Annotated in this window: 19 protein-coding genes; 6 read left to right on the forward strand and 13 right to left on the reverse strand. The window is 71.0% G+C overall.

The features are described 5' to 3' along the window. Positions 1–39 precede the first annotated feature (39 nt). Positions 40–1,500: an MFS transporter gene (locus tag WN71_RS11935; protein WP_276208098.1), complete on the reverse strand. Its 1,461-nt coding sequence runs from the start codon at positions 1,498–1,500 to the stop codon at positions 40–42. 96 nt (positions 1,501–1,596) lie between these two features. Between WN71_RS11935 and WN71_RS11940 the strand changes: the two genes are divergently transcribed. After that, on the forward strand, positions 1,597–2,331 hold the full coding sequence (locus WN71_RS11940; RefSeq protein ID WP_046584076.1) for a TetR/AcrR family transcriptional regulator: 735 nt from the start codon (positions 1,597–1,599) through the stop codon (positions 2,329–2,331). Between the two features lie 81 nt (positions 2,332–2,412). On the opposite strand, the gene rph is transcribed toward WN71_RS11940, so the two are convergent. Next, entirely contained in the window at positions 2,413–3,150 is a 738-nt protein-coding gene (gene rph, locus WN71_RS11945; protein WP_046584075.1) for a ribonuclease PH, read from the reverse strand. A 126-nt stretch (positions 3,151–3,276) separates the two neighbouring features. Next, on the reverse strand, positions 3,277–3,510 hold the full coding sequence (locus WN71_RS11950) for a PTS sugar transporter subunit IIB (RefSeq protein WP_046584074.1): 234 nt from the start codon (positions 3,508–3,510) through the stop codon (positions 3,277–3,279). Positions 3,511–3,670: 160 nt separating this feature from the next. Here WN71_RS11950 and WN71_RS11955 point away from each other — a divergent pair, with 160 nt between their 5' ends. Both WN71_RS11955 and WN71_RS11960 read left to right on the forward strand, forming a co-directional pair. Continuing rightward, positions 3,671–4,975: a PTS transporter subunit EIIC gene (locus WN71_RS11955; protein WP_046584073.1), complete on the forward strand. Its 1,305-nt coding sequence runs from the start codon at positions 3,671–3,673 to the stop codon at positions 4,973–4,975. A gap of 214 nt (positions 4,976–5,189) precedes the next feature. Further along, the gene (locus WN71_RS11960) at positions 5,190–6,440 is read left to right on the forward strand and encodes a PTS transporter subunit EIIC (RefSeq protein ID WP_046584072.1); all 1,251 of its coding nucleotides are present in this window, start codon (positions 5,190–5,192) and stop codon (positions 6,438–6,440) included. A gap of 72 nt (positions 6,441–6,512) precedes the next feature. On the opposite strand, the gene WN71_RS11965 is transcribed toward WN71_RS11960, so the two are convergent. Next, positions 6,513–7,265 (reverse strand): MBL fold metallo-hydrolase, encoded by a 753-nt coding sequence (locus WN71_RS11965; protein ID WP_046584071.1) that lies wholly within the window; start codon positions 7,263–7,265, stop codon positions 6,513–6,515. 229 nt (positions 7,266–7,494) lie between these two features. On the opposite strand from WN71_RS11965, the gene WN71_RS11970 reads away from it, so the two are divergent. After that, a complete protein-coding gene (locus tag WN71_RS11970) occupies positions 7,495–7,965 on the forward strand; it encodes a type II toxin-antitoxin system PemK/MazF family toxin (RefSeq protein ID WP_046584070.1) in 471 nt (156 codons plus the stop codon). Between the two features lie 21 nt (positions 7,966–7,986). On the opposite strand, the gene WN71_RS11975 is transcribed toward WN71_RS11970, so the two are convergent. The 8 genes from WN71_RS11975 to clpS form a co-directional block, all read right to left on the reverse strand. Next, the gene (locus tag WN71_RS11975) at positions 7,987–8,532 is read right to left on the reverse strand and encodes a hypothetical protein (RefSeq protein WP_046584069.1); all 546 of its coding nucleotides are present in this window, start codon (positions 8,530–8,532) and stop codon (positions 7,987–7,989) included. A gap of 205 nt (positions 8,533–8,737) precedes the next feature. After that, positions 8,738–10,816: a S53 family peptidase gene (locus tag WN71_RS11980; protein WP_046584068.1), complete on the reverse strand. Its 2,079-nt coding sequence runs from the start codon at positions 10,814–10,816 to the stop codon at positions 8,738–8,740. Positions 10,817–11,114: 298 nt separating this feature from the next. Next, positions 11,115–12,065: a PLP-dependent cysteine synthase family protein gene (locus WN71_RS11985; protein ID WP_046584067.1), complete on the reverse strand. Its 951-nt coding sequence runs from the start codon at positions 12,063–12,065 to the stop codon at positions 11,115–11,117. 5 nt (positions 12,066–12,070) lie between these two features. Continuing rightward, positions 12,071–12,349 carry a MoaD/ThiS family protein gene (locus WN71_RS11990; protein WP_046584066.1) on the reverse strand — a complete coding sequence of 93 codons (279 nt, stop codon included), beginning with the start codon at positions 12,347–12,349 and terminating at the stop codon, positions 12,071–12,073. Between the two features lie 150 nt (positions 12,350–12,499). Further along, positions 12,500–12,922 carry a M67 family metallopeptidase gene (locus WN71_RS11995; protein WP_046584065.1) on the reverse strand — a complete coding sequence of 141 codons (423 nt, stop codon included), beginning with the start codon at positions 12,920–12,922 and terminating at the stop codon, positions 12,500–12,502. 172 nt (positions 12,923–13,094) lie between these two features. After that, positions 13,095–14,519: an amino acid permease gene (locus WN71_RS12000; protein WP_046584064.1), complete on the reverse strand. Its 1,425-nt coding sequence runs from the start codon at positions 14,517–14,519 to the stop codon at positions 13,095–13,097. Positions 14,520–15,036: 517 nt separating this feature from the next. Beyond that, complete coding sequence (locus WN71_RS12005; RefSeq protein WP_046584063.1) at positions 15,037–15,642, reverse strand: DUF2017 domain-containing protein; 606 nt, start codon at positions 15,640–15,642, stop codon at positions 15,037–15,039. Positions 15,643–15,654: 12 nt separating this feature from the next. Then, positions 15,655–15,972: an ATP-dependent Clp protease adapter ClpS gene (gene clpS / locus WN71_RS12010; protein WP_046584062.1), complete on the reverse strand. Its 318-nt coding sequence runs from the start codon at positions 15,970–15,972 to the stop codon at positions 15,655–15,657. Positions 15,973–16,030: 58 nt separating this feature from the next. Between clpS and WN71_RS12015 the strand changes: the two genes are divergently transcribed. Further along, a complete protein-coding gene (locus WN71_RS12015) occupies positions 16,031–17,377 on the forward strand; it encodes a nicotinate phosphoribosyltransferase (protein ID WP_046584061.1) in 1,347 nt (448 codons plus the stop codon). A gap of 149 nt (positions 17,378–17,526) precedes the next feature. Further along, a complete protein-coding gene (locus WN71_RS12020) occupies positions 17,527–18,114 on the forward strand; it encodes a nicotinamidase (protein ID WP_046584060.1) in 588 nt (195 codons plus the stop codon). A gap of 65 nt (positions 18,115–18,179) precedes the next feature. On the opposite strand, the gene WN71_RS12025 is transcribed toward WN71_RS12020, so the two are convergent. Continuing rightward, complete coding sequence (locus WN71_RS12025; protein ID WP_046584059.1) at positions 18,180–18,563, reverse strand: hypothetical protein; 384 nt, start codon at positions 18,561–18,563, stop codon at positions 18,180–18,182. Between the last annotated feature and the right edge of the window lie 3 nt (positions 18,564–18,566).

An 18,566-nucleotide genomic window follows, 5' to 3' on the forward strand; every position in this document is an offset into this window, starting at 1 on the left:
GTTGCTTTGCGCCGCCTTTACCGCGGGTTGGCGCGGGCGTCAGCCGTGCGCCTGCTGGGCGTGCCGGGGCAGCAGGCCGACGAGGAGGAGGGTCAGCAGGTTCAGGCCCGCGGCGAGGGCGAGGACGAGTTCCGCGGCGGCCACGCCGGACGCCGGGGTGAGGTGGCCGGCGCGGGAGTAGAAGACCGTGCCGAGGGCGGCCACGCCGATGGCGCCGGCGAACTGCTGGACGGCGTTGAGCGTGCCCGCGCCGGTGCCGACCTCCTCGGGGGTGGCGTCGCCGAGGATGAAGTCGACGAGCGGGACGAAGACCAGGCCGGAGCCGAAGCCGGTGACCAGGAGCGCGGGTGCCAGTTTCCAGGCGGTGAGGTCGGCGCCCCAGTGGCCGACGGACCACCACAGCGCGAGCAGTCCGGCGACGGCGATGCCGAGGCCGAGGTGCAGGCTGGTGCGGCCGAGCTTCTCGGCGAGGGTGGCGCCCGCGAGGAGTACGGCGACGGCGGTGCCGAGCGCCCAGGGCAGCAGGGTGAGGCCGGTGTGCAACGGGGTCCAGTGCAGGCCTTGCTGCAGCAGCAGGTTGACGACGAGGACGAAGGCGCTGAGGGAGGCGTAGAACCCGGCGACGACGAGCAGGCCGACGACGAAGCTGCGTTTGCGCAGCAGGGTCGGTGTGATGACCGGGTGGTCGCTGCGGCGTTCGGAGCGGACGAAGAGGGCGAGCAGGACGAGCGCCGCGGCCATCATGCCGTAGGTCCAGATCGGCCAGCCGAGGTCGCGGCCCTGGATGAGCGGGACGACGAGCAGCGCGGAGGCCGCGGTGAGCAGGCCGACGCCGGTGAGGTCGAGGCGGGCGGTGGGGTCCTCGCCGCCGTTGTGGGGCAGGACGCGCAGGGCGAGCAGGCCGGCGGCGACGCCGAGCGGGACGTTGATGAGGAAGATGGACCGCCATGCGCTGCCGAACAGGTCGAGGTGGAGCAGCCAGCCGGCGAGGACGGGTCCGGCGACCATGGTCAGGCCCATGAGGGGGCCGACCGGCATGAGGGCCCTGCGCAGGTGCCGGGGCGGGAAGACGACCTTCACCAGGGCGAGGCCCTGCGGGATCATGACCGATCCGCACAGTCCCTGGAGGGTGCGGGCGACGATCAGGAAGACCACGCCGGGGGCGAGTCCGCAGGCCAGTGAGGCGAGGGTGAAGCCGGTCATGCCGAGCAGGAACAGCCGGCGGCGGCCGAGGAGGTCGCCGAGGCGGCCGGAGGTGACGAGGCCGAGCGCGAAGGCGGCGGTGTAGGCGCTGAGCACCCATTGGACCGTGGCGGTGGAGCCGCCGAGGTCGGCGTGGATGGCGGGGCCGGCGAGGTTGGCGACGCTGGAGTCGATCAGGTCCATGACGTCGGCGGTGACGACGACGGCCAGGAGGAGCCAGGCGGCGCGGGTGGGCCGGGCGGAGTCGGTTGCGGGGTCGGTGGCGGGGGCGGGTGGGGTGCGCTGGGTTGTGGACACGAACACCGTTCTACTCCGGAACACTGTTCGTTGCAAGACGAACGCTGTTCCTAGTGTCGTAGAACACTGTTCGCCCGGGTTGGCTAGACTTCCCCCATGTCTCCGACTCCGCAGGAACGGCGCGCAGCGCGGCACCAACTCGGCACCGGTTCGGGCACGCCGGCGGCCCGGCGCGGTCCGTCCGGCGGGCGCAAGCGGCCGATCACGGTCGACGCCATCATCGACACCGCGTTCGGCATCGTGGAGCGGGAGGGGTACGAGGCCCTGACGATGCGGCGGGTGGCGACCGCGCTGGAGACCGGGCCGTCGTCGCTGTACGCGCACGTGGTCAACAAGGAGGACCTGGACGAGCTGCTCATCGGCCGGCTGTGCACGGGGATCGAGCTGCCCGAGCCGGACCCGGACCGCTGGCGGGAGCAGATCACCGGCGTTCTCGGCCGGCTGCGCGACCGGTATCTGCGCTATCCGGGCATCTCCCGGGCGGCGTTCGCCGCGGCGCCGTCCAACCTGGACACGCTGCGCGTCAGCGAGGGAATGCTGGCGCTCCTGCTGGCCGGCGGCGTCGCCCCGCAGGCCGCCGCGTGGGCCATGGACTCACTGATGCTGTACGTCAACGCGTACTGCCTGGAAGTGTCGCTGGCGGAGAGCCGGCTCGGGCGCGGCGACGGCGGCTGGGTGGTCAGCCGCGACGAACTGTTGCGCCGGTTCGCCGCGTTGCCCGACACGTTCCCCGCGACCAAGCGGCACGCCGCCGAACTCACCGCGGGCACGGTCCACGACCGCTTCGACTTCACCATCGGACTGATGCTGGACGGGTTGGCGACGGGATAGCGGATCCTCCAGCGCGCCGAGCGGGCCGGGCGCGGGGCGCACCGGCCCGCCGGCGGTGGGTGGAGCGGGGGACGTGGGGGCTCAGCGGTCCAGCAGGGCGTCCAGCGCGGTGCGCTGATGACCCGCCAGCTCGGCGCAGCCGGCCACCGCGAGGTCGAGCAGCGCGTCGAGCTCGTCGCGGGCGAAGGGCTCGGCCTCGGCGGTGCCCTGGACCTCGACGAAGCGGCCGTCGCCGGTGCAGACGACGTTCATGTCGGTCTCGGCCTTGACGTCCTCCTCGTAGCAGAGGTCGAGGAGGGGGACGCCGCCGACGATGCCGACCGAGACGGCGGAGACCGTGCCGGTGAGGGGCTGGCGGCCGGCCCGGATCAGCTTCCTGCCCTGGGCCCAGCCGATCGCGTCGGCGAGGGCGACGTAGGAGCCGGTGATCGCCGCGGTGCGGGTGCCGCCGTCGGCCTGGAGGACGTCGCAGTCGAGGACGATCGTGTTCTCGCCGAGCGCCTTGTAGTCGATGACCGCGCGCAGCGAACGGCCGATGAGGCGGCTGATCTCGTGGGTACGGCCGCCGATGCGGCCCTTGACGGACTCGCGGTCGCCCCGGGTGTTGGTGGCGCGGGGCAGCATGGCGTACTCCGCGGTGACCCAGCCCTCGCCGCTGCCCTTGCGCCAGCGGGGGACGCCTTCGGTGACGGAGGCGGTGCACAGCACCTTGGTGTCGCCGAAGGAGACGAGGACGGAGCCTTCGGCGTGCTTGCTCCATCCCCGTTCGATGGTGATGGGGCGGAGCTGCTGGGGGGTGCGGCCGTCGATTCGAGACATGCCGACGAGCCTATCCCCACCGGTGAAAGGGCCCCTACCGCGGTGCGGAGGGGCCCCTGGGCGGCGAGCCGTTCGTACGCGCGGCCGTACCCCGTCCGGGGTGGGGCGGCGCGGCGGCCCGCCGGCTCACATCATGTCTTCGATGTCCGCGGCGATCGGGTCGGCGTCGGTGCCGATGACGACCTGGATGGCGGTGCCCATCTTGACGACACCGTGGGCGCCGGCGGCCTTCAGGGCGGCCTCGTCGACCAGCGACGGGTCGACGACCTCGGTGCGCAGACGGGTGATGCAGCCCTCGACCTCTTCGATGTTGTCGATGCCGCCGAGCCCGGCAACGATCTTCTCAGCCTTGGTGGCCATGGTGTTTCTCCCTGAATTCCCTGTTTCGAACCGCTTTTTCGAAGTAACCCACAGTTGGCCCAACTTCGCGAGCGACCGTGCCGCCTGTGCCCGAGGATGACGTCACAGCAACGACATCGTCGTGACTGGTCTACACCACCTGACAGGCGGTCGACAAACCATGAGCGCACAAAGTGCCGGCGCGGGAATCTCCCCCGCGCGCGCCCGATGGAACACCGCGTTCCAGGGCCTGCAGAAGATGGGGCGCAGCCTTCAGCTGCCCATCGCCGTCCTGCCCGCCGCGGGCATCCTCAACCGGCTGGGCCAGCCCGACGTGTTCGGGGACGACGGGCTCGGCTGGAACAGGCTCTCCAAGGTGATGGTCGGCGCGGGCGGTGCGCTGCTCGACGGCTCGCTCGGACTGCCGCTGCTGTTCTGCATCGGCGTGTCGATCGGCATGGCGAAGAAGGCGGACGGTTCGACGGCGCTCGCGGCCGTGGCGGGCTTCCTCGTCTACTACGGCGTGCTGCACCAGTTCCCCGAGGGCTGCCCGGAGGGCTCCAAGGCCATTGCGGGGATCGGCTGCCAGGTCACCGAGACCGGTGGGGGCGTGACGGCGTTCACGTTCCAGAACCCGGGCGTGTTCGGCGGCATCATCATGGGGCTGCTGGCGGCCTGGTTCTGGGCGCGCTTCCACCGCACGAAGCTGGTGGACTGGCTGGGCTTCTTCAACGGCCGCCGTCTGGTGCCGATCCTGATGTCGTTCGTGGCGATCGGGTTCGCCGCGCTGTGCCTGTGGGTGTGGCCGCCGATCGGTGACGGACTGGAGCACTTCAGCGACTGGCTGCACGACGCGGGCGCGTGGGGCGCGGGCGTGTTCGGTCTCGCGAACCGGGCGCTGCTCGTGATCGGTCTGCACCAGTTCCTGAACGTGCCCATCTGGTTCCAGTTCGGCAGCTACACCAAGCCGGACGGCACGGTGGTGCACGGCGACATCAACATGTTCCTGGCGGGCGACCCGAACGCGGGCCAGTTCACCACGGGCTTCTTCCCGATCATGATGTTCGCGCTGCCGGCGGCGGCGCTGGCGATGACGCACTGCGCGAAGCCCCATCGCCGCAAGGAGGTCGGCGGCCTGATGCTGTCGGTGGCGCTGACGTCGTTCGTCACCGGTATCACCGAGCCGATCGAGTACTCGTTCCTGTTCATCGCGCCGCTGCTGTACGCGGTCCACGCGGTGCTGACCGGTGTGTCGATGGCGGTGACGTGGGGGCTCGGGGTGCACGACGGCTTCAGCTTCTCGGCCGGCCTGATCGACTACGTCATCAACTGGAACCTGGCGACCAAACCGTGGCTGATCATCCCGATCGGCCTGTGCTTCGCCGTCGTCTACTACGCGATCTTCCGGTTCGCCATCACGAAGTTCGACCTGAAGACGCCGGGCCGGGAGCCGGAGGACGAGGTGGAGGACACGACCAAGGCGTGACGGCGGGCGGCCGACCGCATGTCCCGAGGCCCCTGGACCACCCGGTCCGGGGGCCTTTCCGGTGTCCCGCAAGGGGTCCGCGCTGACACGTTTTCAGGGGCACGATGCGTGATCCAACCGTGACGAATTTGGCGGGTTCCTTATGCCGTCTTCATCGTGTACAACAGGTCTACACCACTGAGTGGTGTAGACCACCACCCGATGGAGGAACTCCATGAGCACCGCCACCGCGCCAACGGCGGCCCCCGCAAAGAAGCGGGGATCTGGCCTTTTCCAGGGTCTTCAGAAGGTAGGCCGCAGCCTCCAGCTGCCGATCGCCGTACTGCCGGCCGCCGGCATCCTGCTGCGTTTCGGACAGGCTGACGTCCACGACAAGCTCAACCTGCCGGACAAGGTCACCGCGGTCTTCGCGACGGCCGGCGGCGCGATCTTCGACAACCTGCCCCTGCTGTTCTGCATAGGCGTCGCGATCGGCTTCGCGAAGAAGTCGGACGGCTCGACGGCACTCGCCGCGCTCGTGGGCTTCCTGGTGTACAAGAACGTCCTGACCGCGTTCCCGGTCACCGAGGCCAAGGTCCAGGCCGGCGCCGACGTCGCCGCGACCTACAACAACCCGGGTGTCTTCGGCGGCATCGTGGTGGGTCTGCTGAGCGCGGTGGTGTGGCAGCGCTTCCACCGCACCAAGCTGGTGGACTGGCTCGGCTTCTTCAACGGCCGCCGCCTGGTGCCGATCCTGATGGCCTTCGTGGGCACCCTCCTCGGTGTGTTCTTCGGCCTGGTCTGGGAGCCGATCGGTGAGGGCATCGCCAACTTCGGCGAGTGGATCACCGGTCTCGGCGCCTTCGGCGCGGGTCTGTTCGGTCTGATCAACCGCGCGCTCATCCCGGTCGGCATGCACCAGTTCGTCAACACGGTCGCCTGGTTCCAGATCGGTGACTTCAAGGGTGCGGGCGGCACGATCGTCCACGGTGACCTCAACCGCTTCTTCGCCGGCGACCCGACCGCCGGACAGTTCATGTCGGGCTTCTTCCCGATCATGATGTTCGGCCTGCCGGCCGCCGCGCTCGCCATCGCGCACTCCGCCCGTCCGGAGCGCCGCAAGGCCGTCCTCGGCATGATGATCTCCCTCGCGCTGACCTCGTTCGTCACCGGTGTGACCGAGCCGATCGAGTTCTCGTTCATGTTCATCGCGCCGCTGCTGTACGGGATCCACGCGGTCCTGACCGCCGCGTCCATGGCGATCACCTGGGCGCTAGGCGTGCACGCGGGCTTCACGTTCTCGGCCGGCTTCATCGACTACGCGCTGAACTGGAACCTGGCCACCAAGCCGTGGCTGATCATCCCGATCGGTCTGGTCTTCGCGGCGATCTACTACACGGTCTTCCGGTTCGCCATCACCAAGTTCGACCTTCCGACCCCGGGCCGCGAGCCCGAGGAGGAGCTCGAGGACCTCACGAAGGCGTGAGTTCTCTCCCTGCAGCATGACGAAGGCCCCGGAACCGTCCAGGTTCCGGGGCCTTCCGTATGCGTCGGGGCGTCAGATCGTGTACGTCGCGCCCGGGGCCGCGAGCTCCGTCGGGCCGTCGAACGCGGCGCGCGCGTCGGCGAGGTTGACCTCGGGGTCGGTCCACGGCGGGATGTGGGTGAGCACCAGCCGGCCCACCCCGGCGCGGGCCGCGGTCTCGCCGGCCTGGCGGCCGTTGAGGTGCACGTCGGCGATGTTCTCCTTGCCGTGCGTGAACGCCGCCTCGCACAGGAACAGGTCGGCGCCGCGGGCCAGCGACTCGAGCGCGTCGCTCACGCCGGTGTCGCCGGAGTACACCAGCGCGCTGCCGCCGTGCTCGACGCGGATGCCGTACGCCTCCACGGGGTGCGCCACCCGCTCGACATGCACCGTGAACGGGCCGATGTCGAAGGTGGACGGCTTGACGGTGTGGAAGTCGAAGACCTCGCTCATCGACGAGGCCGACGGCGTGTCCGCGTACGCCACGGTCAGCCGGTGCTCGGTGCCCTCGGGGCCGTAGACCGGCAGCGGCTCGCAGCGGCCGCCGTCGTGCCGGTAGTAACGCGCCACGAAGTAGCCGCACATGTCGATGCAGTGGTCGGGGTGCAGATGACTGAGGAAGATCGCGTCGAGGTCGTAGAGACCGCAGTGGCGCTGCAACTCGCCCAGGGCGCCGTTGCCCATGTCGAGAAGCAGCCGGAAGCCGTCGGCCTCGACGAGGTAGCTCGAGCAAGCCGATTCCGCGGACGGGAACGACCCCGAGCAGCCGACGACGGTGAGCTTCATAGAGCAGAAACCTCCGCTGGCGGAAAGCCTGGGAAAAAGGGAAACCTGGGGACGGTGACGGGGGTCGTGCGGTCCGTCGAGCGTAAGGCGCAAAACGTCCTGTCGCTCCTCCGCCAAGGGCCGTTGTGGGCGAACTCACCTGTGCTGTCACCGGTTCGGCTGGAAGCAAGGCGCGGGTGGTGCGCGAGAGGGCGCGCGTCCCCGACCGCGCGCCGGTAACGTCGTCCCCATGGACACGTCCTGGTGGCTGGCGCTCGCGGCGGTGGTGCTGCTCGGGCTGGTCGCCACGCTCGTCGACGGCTGGGGACGCGGCCGGCGCCCGGCCCGCCGGCGAGGGCTGCGCAGGCCGCCGGGGCGCCGCGAGGGACGCGGGCGCGAGCGCGGCGCGAGGCGGCCCAGTCCCGCCGAGATCTGGTGGGCCGACGTGCCCTTCGAGGACGTGCCGGGCGCGAAGGACCGGCCCTGCCTGGTGCTGTCGGTGCGCGGGAACCGGGTCCTGGTCGCCAAGATCACCAGCCGGTACCACGACGAGCGGGCCGGGGTGATCCCGATGCCGCCCGGCTCGGTCGGCGACGCCCAGGGCCGGGCGAGCTTCCTGGAGACCGGCGAGCTGCGCGAGGTGCCCGTGCGGGACTTCCGGCGCCGGGTGGGCGTGGTGGACCCGGCACTGTGGGACCAGGTCCGCCATCTGGCGCGCTGAGCGCCCCGCGGCCCGGCCCCCTCAGCGCACGTCGACGGTGACGGCCCATTCCACGATCCCCTTGCACGACACCTGGCCGGGGCTGGTGGCCTCGGGGCACAGCGGCCGTGACGAGGTGAGCGCGGAACTGCCCGCTGCCACCGCGCGATAGGCGGCGACGGCGTCGCCCCGCGGCGCGGCGACACCCGGGTTGGCGGGGGTCAGCGCGCTCCCGCTCGCGGTGATCCGGTCCCAGGGCCGGGCGGCGGTGCCGTCCAGGGTGAGCCGGACCTGGCCGCCGCGCGCCAGGCAGACGGTACGGCCGTTGTCGGCGGCGGTGAGCTGGAGTTCCTGGACGCAGCCGCCACTCGCGGTGGCCGACGGGGACGGCGCCGGGGCCGAGGGGGACTGTGCCGGGGCCGAGGGGGACGGCGCGGTGACCGACGGGGACGGCGCGGAGGACGTGGCGGAAGGCCCGGCGGTGGCGCTCCCGGTGTCCTTGCCGTCGTCGCAGCCGGCCAGGAGCAGCGCCGCCGCGGCGAGGGCGAGGACCGTGGCCACGGGGTGGGGGGAGGTGGTACGGCGCATGGGTGGGCCGCCTTTCTGCGGGACCGGGGCGGCGCTCCGCGGGGGTGGAGGGTGGAGCGCCACCGGTTGCCTGGTGCCGATGGGACGTTTCCCCGGCGGCGCGGGATCCGCTCCGTACATCACGATTTCGACGCGGACATGACGAGGCCCCGGCCGGTGGGTCCGGCCGGGGCCCGCTGCCCCCGCTGCGGGGCGGTCGGTCGGATCAGCTGGTCGTGACGGCGGTGTCGTCGACCACGAAGCTGGTCTGGAGCGAGGAGTCCTCGACGCCGCTCCACTTCAGCGTCACCGTGGTGCCCGCGTAGGAGGAGAGGTCGAACGACTTCTGGGTGTAGCCGGTCGCCTTGTTGAGGTTGGAGTAGGTGGCCAGGGTCGTCGAACCGGCCGTGACGGTCAGCTTGTCGTACGCCGTGCTGGTGGACGTCTCGGCGGTGTCGATGTGCAGGTAGAAGGTGAAGGTCGCCTTGCACCCGGACGGGACGGTGACCGACTGCGAGAGCGTGTCGGTGTGGCTGGAGCCGTAGCCGTCGAGCCACGCCTTGTACGAGCCGGCGTGCGCGGCCTCACCGGAGTCGGTGGTGATGACGCCGCTGGTCTCGGTCCAGCCGGTGGTGCCCGACTCGAAGCCCGGGTTGGTGACCAGCTGCGAGGAGGTGCAGGTGCCGCCACCGCCGCTGGTGCTCACCGTCCAGCTGAACGACGCCGAACCGGTCGCGCCGGTGGAGTCGGTCGCCGTCACGGTGACCTGGTAGGTGCCGGCGGTGGACGCCGTACCGGAGATCAGGCCGGAGCTGCTGATCGACAGACCGGTGGGCAGGCCGCTCGCGCTGTAGGTGAGGGACGCGCCCGCGCTGTCGGTCGCCGAGATCTGGAGGCTGACCGAGCTGCCGGTCACGGTGGACTGGCTGCCGGGGTTGGTGACGGTCACGGTGTTGCCGGTGGAGGTGCCGGAGGCGAAGGCCGTGGTGCCGTTGGGGGTGCCCCAGCCGGTCGGGCCGTCGTAGCCGGTGCCGGCGGTGCAGAAGTACGACGTGGTGCAGGAGCCGTTGTTGCCGCTGGTCACGTCGTACAGGTTGGAGGTGTGCGAGTAGGGGTACTTCGCCGGGTAGTCGCTGGAGCCCGGGGTGCCCGCGAGGGCGTAGACGCCGGCGATGATCGGGGCGGAGGCGCTGGTGCCGCCGTAGACCGCCCAGCCGGAGCCGCCGTAGGTGTCGTAGACCGCGACGCCGGTGGCCGGGTCGGCGACGGCGGAGACGTCGGACTCCATCCGCTTGGTGCAGCCGGTGTCGGTCTGCCAGGTCGGCTTGGAGTCGTAGGCGGAGCAGCCGGAGCCGGTGCCCTCGCTGCTGGACGTCTTCCACACGGACTCGGTCCAGCCGCGGCTGTTGGAGGAGGTGGAGAGCGCGGTGCCGCCGACGGCGGTCACGTACTGGGAGGTCGCCGGGTACTCGGCGCCGTAGTCCTCGTCACCGGAGGAGACGGTGATGGCGACACCCGGGTGCTTGAAGTAGGAGGTGTCCTCGCTGGTCTGGGAGGACGACTCGCTGCCGCCCCAGCTGTTGGAGACGAACTTGGCGCCGAGCGCGACGGCCTCGTTCTCGGCGGTGCCGAGGTTGGCGTCGGTGGCGGAGGTGGCCTCGACCAGGATGATGTTGCAGTTCGGGCAGACGGCGCTGACCATGTCGATGTCGAGCGCCTCTTCACCGGCCCAGCCGCTGTCGTTGGACGGCAGCGAGGTGGTGGAGCCGGTCTGGCTGACCTGCTTGAAGCAGCCGTTGGCCTTGGTGCAGGAGGACAGGCCGTAGGTGGAGCGGTAAGTGGCCAGGTCCGACTCGGCGTTGGGGTCGTTGTACGCGTCCACGACGGCGACGGTCAGGCCGGAGCCGCCGGTCGAGGGCAGGTTGTAGGCGCTGTGCAGGTTGGACGGGCTGAGGCCGGAGGGGGCCGCGGCCGCCAGCGCACTGGAGAGCTGCTGCTTGATGTCGGTGCGCCGCTGGGCGAAGCAGGACGCCTGGCCGGCCTTGGCCTTGGCGCACAGGTGCTCGGTCGGCACCTTCTGGCCGGCCTTGCCGGTGGCGTGCACGGCCTGCCGGTCGGGCGAGGTGAGCGCCTTGGCGTTCTGGGTGGTGCGCGAGGCGGCGTGGGGGGTGGCGGCCGCGGGCTGGGCGGCCCCGGCGGAGGGCGCCGCCACCAGGCCGGCGAAGGTGAGGGTGATGACGGGGAGGGCCGCTGTCAGGAGTCTTCGCAGACTCCTTCGGCGCTTGCTCGGGCGGGATTCACGCATGGGTGCTGCCTCCATCGGTGGGGTTACAAGGCAGGCCCGTGACGCGCGTAGCGGCGGCAGAGTGCGCAGTCATGAGCATGACATTCCGAACACCCTGCTCTGCCATTGAACGTGGCATGACAGGACGGCCAGAACGTAGCCCGACCCGACCGCGGGCAGGCACCCCGCGAGCAAGATCTTTGCCCCCTCATAGGCAGCGTTTAGCCGCCTCATAGCGGGGGGTTGGCGCGTTGATGAGAGACGGCGCCACACGCGAAGCCCGTCGGGGTCTACGCGCGCAGCGCCGCAATTCCTTCGCTCAGGCCCAGAGTTGACCGTGCAGTGTCTCGATCGCCGCTTCGGTGGTGGCGGCCGTGTAGACGCCGGTGGACAGGTACTTCCACCCGCCGTCGGCGACCACGAAGACGATGTCGGCGCTCTCCCCCGCCTTCACGGCCTTGTTGCCGACGCCGATCGCGGCGTGCAGGGCGGCACCGGTCGAGACGCCCGCGAAGATGCCCTCCTGCTGGAGGAGTTCACGGGTGCGGGTGACCGCGTCGGCGGAGCCGACCGAGAAGCGCGTGGTGAGCACGGAGGCGTCGTAGAGCTCGGGCACGAAGCCCTCGTCGAGGTTGCGCAGGCCGTAGACGAGGTCGTCGTAGCGCGGTTCGGCGGCGACGATCTTCACGTCCGGCTTGTGCTCGCGCAGGAAGCGTCCGACGCCCATGAGGGTGCCGGTGGTGCCCAGGCCCGCCACGAAGTGGGTGACCGACGGCAGGTCCGCGAGGATCTCCGGGCCGGTCGTGGCGTAGTGGGCGCCCGCGTTGTCCGGGTTGCCGTACTGGTAGAGCATCACCCAGTCGGGGTGCTCGGCGGACAGCTCCTTGGCGACGCGCACGGCGGTGTTGGAACCGCCGGCGGCCGGCGAGGAGATGATCTCGGCGCCCCACATGCCCAGCAGGTCCCGGCGCTCCTGCGAGGTGTTCTCCGGCATCACGCACACCATGCGGTAGCCCTTGAGCTTGGCCGCCATGGCCAGCGAGATGCCGGTGTTGCCGGAGGTCGGCTCCAGGATCGTGCAGCCCGGGGTGAGGCGGCCGTCCTTCTCCGCCTGCTCGATCATGTGCAGCGCGGGGCGGTCCTTGACCGAGCCGGTCGGATTGCGGTCCTCCAGCTTGGCCCAGATCCGCACCTCGGCGGAGGGCGACAGCCGCGGCAGGCGCACCAGGGGGGTGTTGCCCACCGCGGCCAGCGGGGAGTCGTAGCGCATGAAGATCAGACCGAGCCGCCGGCCACGGCCGGCAGGATCGTCACGGTGTCGCCGTCGGACAGCTTGGTGTTGATGCTGTCCAGGAAGCGGACGTCCTCGTCGTTCAGGTAGACGTTGACGAAGCGGCGCAGCTTGCCGTCGTCGACGATCCGGGCCTGGATGCCCGCGTGCCGGGTCTCGAGGTCGGCGAACAGTGCGGCGAGGGTGTCACCGTTGCCCTCCACCGCCTTCTGACCGTCGGTGTACTGGCGGAGGATGGTGGGGATGCGGACCTCGATGGCCATTTAGCGGGCTCCTGTCGGATCATCTCGGGTCGGGAACGTCACCCCGCGGGGCGTACGACGTTCAGAACCATGGGGTCATCGTATCGATTCCCCGTCCGCTCCCCGGAATGTGATCTCGCATCGCGGACGATTGCCGACCGGATGCCGAGATCAGTAGGCCTCGACGACCCGGACCTCCTCCTCGGTGACCTCGCCGTCCACGATCCGGTACGAGCGGAACTGGAAGGGGCCCGCGCCGTCGGCGTCCGCGGTCGACACCAGGACGTAGTGCGCGCCGGGCTCGTTGGCGTAGGAGATGTCGGTGCGCGAGGGGTAGGCCTCGGTCGCGGTGTGCGAGTGGTAGATGATCACCGGCTCCTCGTCCCGGTCGTCCATCTCGCGGTAGAGCTTGAGCAGGTCACCGGAGTCGAACTCGTAGAACGTGGGCGAGCGGGCCGCGTTCAGCATGGGGATGAAGCGCTCGGGGCGGCCGGTGCCCACCGGGCCGGCGACCACACCGCACGCCTCGTCGGGGTGGTCCTCGCGGGCGTGGGCGACGATCCGGTCGTGGAGGGCCTGGGTCAGGGTCAGCATGGCGGCCAGGATAGACGGAAGGCCGCCCCGTACCGGGGAGTGGTACGGGGCGGCCCATATGGCGGACGCCCTGAGCGGCGACGGCCGCGGGTGCCACGAGTACCCGTGGCCGCCGGGCGTCCGCGGTCCAGTGCCCCGAGGGGCGGTCGGTCACGCCCCGGAGGGCGGTCGGTCAGCCCACGCGGGCCGGCACCGGCTGCTCCTCGCGGCGCTCGGTGACCTCGGGGTTGCGGGCCTTGAGGACGGCCCAGCCGGCGGCGAGCGCGGCGGCCCAGCCGGCCATGACGTAGAGGCAGATGCGGGAGTCGGCGTCGTAGGCGATCAGGCCCGTGACGAAGAGCAGGAAGACCACCGCGATCCAGCTGCACACCGCGCCGCCCGGCGCCGGGAAGGACGAGGCGGGCAGCCGGCCCGCCGCCACCGCGCGGCGGTAGAGGATGTGGCTGACCAGGATCATCAGCCAGGTCCAGATGCCGGCCGCGGTCGCCACCGAGGTGACGTAGCCGAACGCCTTCTCCGGGACGATGTAGTTGAGGACCACGCCGATCGCCATGAAGGCGACGGAGACGGTGATGCCGAGCGCCGGGGTCTTGGTGGCCGACAGGCGGCCGAAGGCCCGGGGCGCCTCGCCGTTGTCGGCGAGGGTGCGCAGCATCCGGCCGGTGGAGTACATGCCGGAGTTGCAGGACGACAGGGCCGCGGTGAGCACCACGAAGTTGACGATGCCCGCGCCGGCCGGGATGCCGATCACGGCGAACGCCTTCACGAAGGGGCTCACGCCCGCCGCGAAGTCGGTCCACTTCACCACGCAGAGGATCACGGTCAGGGCGCCGACGTAGAAGAGGGCGATGCGCCAGGGCAGGGTGTTGATCGCCTTCGGCAGCGTCTTCTCGGGGTTCTCCGACTCGCCCGCGGTGACACCGACCAGCTCGACCGCGAGGTAGGCGAACATCACGCCCTGGAGGGTCATCAGGGAGGAGCCGACGCCCTTGGGGAAGAAGCCGTCGAACTGCCACAGGTTCGCCACGTGGGCGGTGTCGCCGGCCGCGCTGAAGCCGAAGGTGAGCACGCCGACGCCGATCACGATCATGCCGATCAGGGCGGTGACCTTGACCATCGAGAACCAGAACTCGATCTCACCGAAGAGCTTCACCGAGATCAGGTTGGCCACGAAGAGCACCACCAGGAACACCAGCGCGGTGACCCACTGGGGGATGTGCGGGAACCAGTAGTGGACGTAGATCGCGGCGGCCGTCAGCTCGGCCATGCCGGTCACCACCCACATCAGCCAGTACGTCCAGCCGGTGAAGTAGCCGAAGAACGGGCCGAGGAACTCGCGCGAGTACTCCGCGAAGGAGCCTGAGACCGGGCGGTAGAGCAGCAGTTCGCCCAGGGCCCGCATGATGAAGAAGACGATCGCGCCCGCCAGGGCGTACATCAGGATGAGGCTGGGACCGGCCTTGGCGATGTTCGCCCCGGCGCCCAGGAACAGGCCGACGCCGATGGCGCCGCCGATCGCGATCATCTGGACCTGACGGCTGCCGAGACCGCGCTCGTACCCCTCTTCAGGGGTGTCGGTGACCCTCTCGGAGGTCATGTGTGTGCGCCTTTCTCCATGCCGACCCGGACCGTTGTCGGCCGCGGATCGGGTTTCGATCCCCCCGGATATCTGGAGTTGGGCGGGCCCCTGAGGACCCGTCCGTGCCTGGCCGGCGATCACCGGCTCGGTGGCGCACCCGGACGGGCATGGGTGGTGCCGTCCGAGCGGTCGTGAAGATTTATCACGGCCGCAACTTTGATCGATCGCGCGTGTTGTGGCGCATCGCACAGGAAAAAGGGGACAAATGTCGCCCGAAAGTGTCAGACCGGGCCGAGGCGGTGACGCGATCGTTATCCGGATTTGAGCACTCTCTGAGCGAACGCGAAATCCCCTCGAAGGCGACAAAAAGCCCGCCTGCGCGGTGCAGGCGGGCTCGGGCGGCACGGGCGGGTGCGGGACAGGCACGGGCGGGCGCGGGACAGACGCGGGCGGGCGCGGGACAGACGCGGGCGGGCGCGGGACAGACGCGGGCGGGCGTGGGGCGGCCCTTCGGAGGGGGGCGGATCCGCCCCGGTCACGCGAGGAGGGTCGTCACCAGGGTCTCCTGGAGGCCGCCCAGCCACAGGTAGGCCATCACCATCGGCTTGCGCGGGTCCTCGTCGGGGAGGCCGTAGAGGATGTCCGTGTCGTCCTCGTCGGCGATCTCCAGGCGGGCGCCGATCGCGAGCCGCAGGTCGTTCAGGGCGCCGAGCCACTGCCGGGACTCGGCGGGCGTCAGCTTCAGCACCGCCCCGCCGTCCCCGGCGGGGGACAGCGCGTCCAGCGTGCGGACCACGGCCAGGGCGTTCTCACGCTTGCCGGCGCGCAGGTCGTTCTCGGTGTAGCGGCGGAACTCGGCCGAGTGCGCCTGCCGTTCCTCCGCCTCCCGGGTCGAGGCGGGTTCCTTCTCGGGGTCGCTGTAGGCGTCCGGGAAGAGCCGCTTGAGGACCGGGTCGGAGGGCGGCTCGCTCGGGCCCTCCGCGAACAGCTCGGCGAGCGGGTCCTCGGAGGCGTTCTCCCCGGGCCCGGGGCCGATCAGCTCGAGCAGCTGGACGGCCAGCGAGCGGATGATGGAGATCTCGACGTCGTCGAGGGCGACGGCCGCGCCGCCGCCGGGGAGCGGTTCGAAGTGTCCGGGCATGAAGTGGGTTCGCTACTTCCGGTCCTGCTGGAGGGTGGCCCACAGACCGTAGCCGTGCATCGCCTGCACGTCGCGTTCCATCTCCTCGCGCGATCCGCTGGAGACGACCGCCCGGCCCTTGTGGTGGACGTCGAGCATGAGCTTGGTGGCTTTGTCCTTGGTGTAGCCGAAGTACGTCTGGAAGACGTAGGTGACGTAGCTCATGAGGTTGACCGGGTCGTTGTGGACGATCGTGACCCAGGGGACGTCCGGCTCGGGTACGGCGAAGACCTCCTCCGCCGACTCGGTGCGTTCGATCTCTACGGGAGCGGGTGACGTCACAACGCCCATGCTGCCACGGGCCCCACAAATCGTCACACTGACGCAAAGGGGTGTAGCATCCGTTGCCATGAACACAGCGGACCTTGGGCTGCCGGTGGATGTCCCCTCGACGGCGCTCTTCACTGACCAGTACGAGCTCACGATGCTTCAGGCCGCCCTCAAGGCCGGCACCGCACACCGGCACAGCGTCTTCGAGGTCTTCACCCGGCGGCTGCCGTCGGGGCGCCGCTACGGCGTGGTCGCGGGCACCGGCCGGGTGCTGGACGCCGTGGAGAACTTCCGCTTCGACGCGGACGTGCTCCGCTTCCTGCGCGAGCGGGGGATCGTCGACGAGCCGACCCTCGAATGGCTGGCCGGCTACCGCTTCACCGGTGACATCTGGGGCTACCCCGAGGGCGAGGTCTACTTCCCCGGCTCGCCGGTCATGCGGGTCGAGGGCTCCTTCGCCGAGTGCGTGCTGCTGGAGACCGTGATCCTGTCGATCCTCAACCACGACTCCGCGATCGCGGCGGCGGCCTCCCGGATGACGGCCGCGGCCGGGGACCGGCCGCTGATCGAGATGGGCGCCCGGCGCACCCACGAGCTGGCCGCGGTCGCCGCCTCCCGCGCCGCCTACATCGGCGGCTTCGCCTCCACCTCCGACCTGGCCGCCGGCTTCCGCTACAACATCCCCACCGTCGGCACCTCGGCACACGCCTTCACCCTGCTGCACGACCGGGAGCGGGACGCCTTCCAGGCACAGGTCGACTCGCTCGGCCGCGGCACCACGCTGCTCGTGGACACCTACGACGTCGCCGAGGCCGTCCGCGCGGCCGTGGAGGTCGCCGGGCCCGAGCTGGGCGCGGTCCGCATCGACTCCGGCGACCTGCTGTTGGTCGCGCACCGGGTGCGCCAGCAGCTGGACGAGCTGGGTGCCCACGACACGAGGATCATCGTGACGTCGGACCTCGACGAGTACGCCATCGCCTCGCTCGCCGCGGCACCGGTGGACGCGTACGGCGTCGGCACCCAGCTGGTCACCGGCTCGGGGCACCCCACCTGCTCGATGGTCTACAAGCTGGTGGCCCGCGCCGCCTCGGAGCGCCCCTCCGCGCCCGTGGTCCCGGTGGCGAAGCGGTCCACCGGCGGCAAGACCTCCCTCGGCGGCCGCAAGTGGGCCGCGCGGCGGCTGGACGAGGACGGCGTCGCCGAGGCGGAGGTCGTGGGCACCGCGGACGTGCCGCCCGCCCTGGCCGGCCGGCAGCTGCTGGTCGAGCTGGTCAAGGGCGGCGAGGTGGTCGGGCGCGAGCCGCTCGACGTGGTCCGCGAGCGGCACGCGGCGGCCCGCGCGGGGCTGCCGATGTCGGCGACCCAGCTCTCCCGCGGCGAGCCGGTCATTCCGACGGAGTACGTCCATCTGGCGTCGGGTAGCTAGAGACAGGTGCCGGCCGGACGTGACACGCCCTCTCCCCTACGCCGCCGTAACTCCGTAGGCTCGGAGGTTCACGGTCGGGCACCCGCACAGATGACGCACACATTCCGGTCGACCCTCCGGTCCGGCCTCATAGCCGAAGGACACCCAGCATGCGCCGCGCCTTGATCGTCGTAGACGTGCAGAACGACTTCTGCGAGGGGGGCAGCCTCGCGGTGGCCGGGGGTGCCGATGTGGCCGCCGCCATCACCGAGCTGATCGGTCAGGCCCCCGCCGGGTACCGCCACGTGGTGGCCACCCGCGACCACCACATCGCGCCCGGCGGCCACTTCGCCGACAACCCCGACTACGTACGGTCCTGGCCGGCGCACTGCGTGGCGGGCACCGAGGGCGTGGGCTTCCACCCGAACTTCGCGCCCGTGGTCGCCTCGGGCGCGATCGACGCCGTCTTCGACAAGGGGGCGTACGCGGCCGCCTACAGCGGCTTCGAGGGCGCCGACGAGAACGGCGTGACGCTCGGGGACTGGCTGCGCGCCCGGGAGATCACCGAGGTCGACGTGGTCGGGATCGCCACCGACCACTGCGTGCGGGCCACCGCGCTGGACGCCCGGCGCGAGGGGTTCCGCACCCAGGTGCTGCTCGACCTCACCGCGGGGGTGGCCCAGGAGACCACCGAGCGGGCCCTGGAGGAGCTGCGCGAGGCGGGCGTGGAGCTGACGGGCAAGCCGGTGGTGCAGTAGGCGTCACGACGGCGGGCGGCGCGGTGCGCGGCCGCCGCGGGCGGCACGGCGGGCGTCACGCCCGGTCAGCTCCCCTGGGGCGCCGCCGTGCGGCGCAGCAGGGCCCGGATCGGGTGCCACAGCTCCGGCATCGGCTCCGACACCGGCCCCGGCATCGGCTCAGGCATCGGCTCCGGTACGGCGACGTCCCCGGCCGGGGCCGTACGCCATATCAGGCCGTCCGGGTGGTGCAGGACCGCGGTGATCTCGTCCGGGGTCGGCGGGGCCGCGTTGCCCCGCAGGTAGACCGCGCGCAGCCCCAGGTTGCGCAGCCTGGTCAGGGCGCGTGCCCGGTTCTGCGCGTGGACGAGAACGCGCACGCTGCCGGTGCCTCCGGCGGCGGGGCGGGGCAGGTGCAGCGCCACCACCACCGTGCCGTTCGGCAGCTTGCAGAACCCTCCTGCGGCCATGCG

The organism is Streptomyces mangrovisoli, from assembly GCF_000974985.2.
In the GTDB taxonomy this organism is placed as follows: Bacteria; Actinomycetota; Actinomycetes; order Streptomycetales; family Streptomycetaceae; genus Streptomyces; species Streptomyces mangrovisoli.

Bases quoted from the DNA above. Each gene is read 5' to 3' on its own strand.
- WN71_RS11960 (WP_046584072.1), top strand. From the start codon at position 5,190: ATGAGCACCGCCACCGCGCCAACGGCGGCCCCCGCAAAGAAGCGGGGA.
- rph (WP_046584075.1), bottom strand. From the start codon at position 3,150: ATGTCTCGAATCGACGGCCGCACCCCCCAGCAGCTCCGCCCCATCACC.
- WN71_RS12025 (WP_046584059.1), bottom strand. From the start codon at position 18,563: ATGGCCGCAGGAGGGTTCTGCAAGCTGCCGAACGGCACGGTGGTGGTG.
- WN71_RS11955 (WP_046584073.1), top strand. From the start codon at position 3,671: ATGAGCGCACAAAGTGCCGGCGCGGGAATCTCCCCCGCGCGCGCCCGA.
- WN71_RS11970 (WP_046584070.1), top strand. From the start codon at position 7,495: ATGGACACGTCCTGGTGGCTGGCGCTCGCGGCGGTGGTGCTGCTCGGG.
- WN71_RS11985 (WP_046584067.1), bottom strand. From the start codon at position 12,065: ATGCGCTACGACTCCCCGCTGGCCGCGGTGGGCAACACCCCCCTGGTG.
- WN71_RS12015 (WP_046584061.1), top strand. From the start codon at position 16,031: ATGAACACAGCGGACCTTGGGCTGCCGGTGGATGTCCCCTCGACGGCG.
- WN71_RS11950 (WP_046584074.1), bottom strand. From the start codon at position 3,510: ATGGCCACCAAGGCTGAGAAGATCGTTGCCGGGCTCGGCGGCATCGAC.
- clpS (WP_046584062.1), bottom strand. From the start codon at position 15,972: ATGGGCGTTGTGACGTCACCCGCTCCCGTAGAGATCGAACGCACCGAG.
- WN71_RS11980 (WP_046584068.1), bottom strand. From the start codon at position 10,816: ATGCGTGAATCCCGCCCGAGCAAGCGCCGAAGGAGTCTGCGAAGACTC.
- WN71_RS11995 (WP_046584065.1), bottom strand. From the start codon at position 12,922: ATGCTGACCCTGACCCAGGCCCTCCACGACCGGATCGTCGCCCACGCC.
- WN71_RS12000 (WP_046584064.1), bottom strand. From the start codon at position 14,519: ATGACCTCCGAGAGGGTCACCGACACCCCTGAAGAGGGGTACGAGCGC.
- WN71_RS12020 (WP_046584060.1), top strand. From the start codon at position 17,527: ATGCGCCGCGCCTTGATCGTCGTAGACGTGCAGAACGACTTCTGCGAG.
- WN71_RS11990 (WP_046584066.1), bottom strand. From the start codon at position 12,349: ATGGCCATCGAGGTCCGCATCCCCACCATCCTCCGCCAGTACACCGAC.
- WN71_RS11975 (WP_046584069.1), bottom strand. From the start codon at position 8,532: ATGCGCCGTACCACCTCCCCCCACCCCGTGGCCACGGTCCTCGCCCTC.
- WN71_RS11965 (WP_046584071.1), bottom strand. From the start codon at position 7,265: ATGAAGCTCACCGTCGTCGGCTGCTCGGGGTCGTTCCCGTCCGCGGAA.
- WN71_RS12005 (WP_046584063.1), bottom strand. From the start codon at position 15,642: ATGCCCGGACACTTCGAACCGCTCCCCGGCGGCGGCGCGGCCGTCGCC.
- WN71_RS11940 (WP_046584076.1), top strand. From the start codon at position 1,597: ATGTCTCCGACTCCGCAGGAACGGCGCGCAGCGCGGCACCAACTCGGC.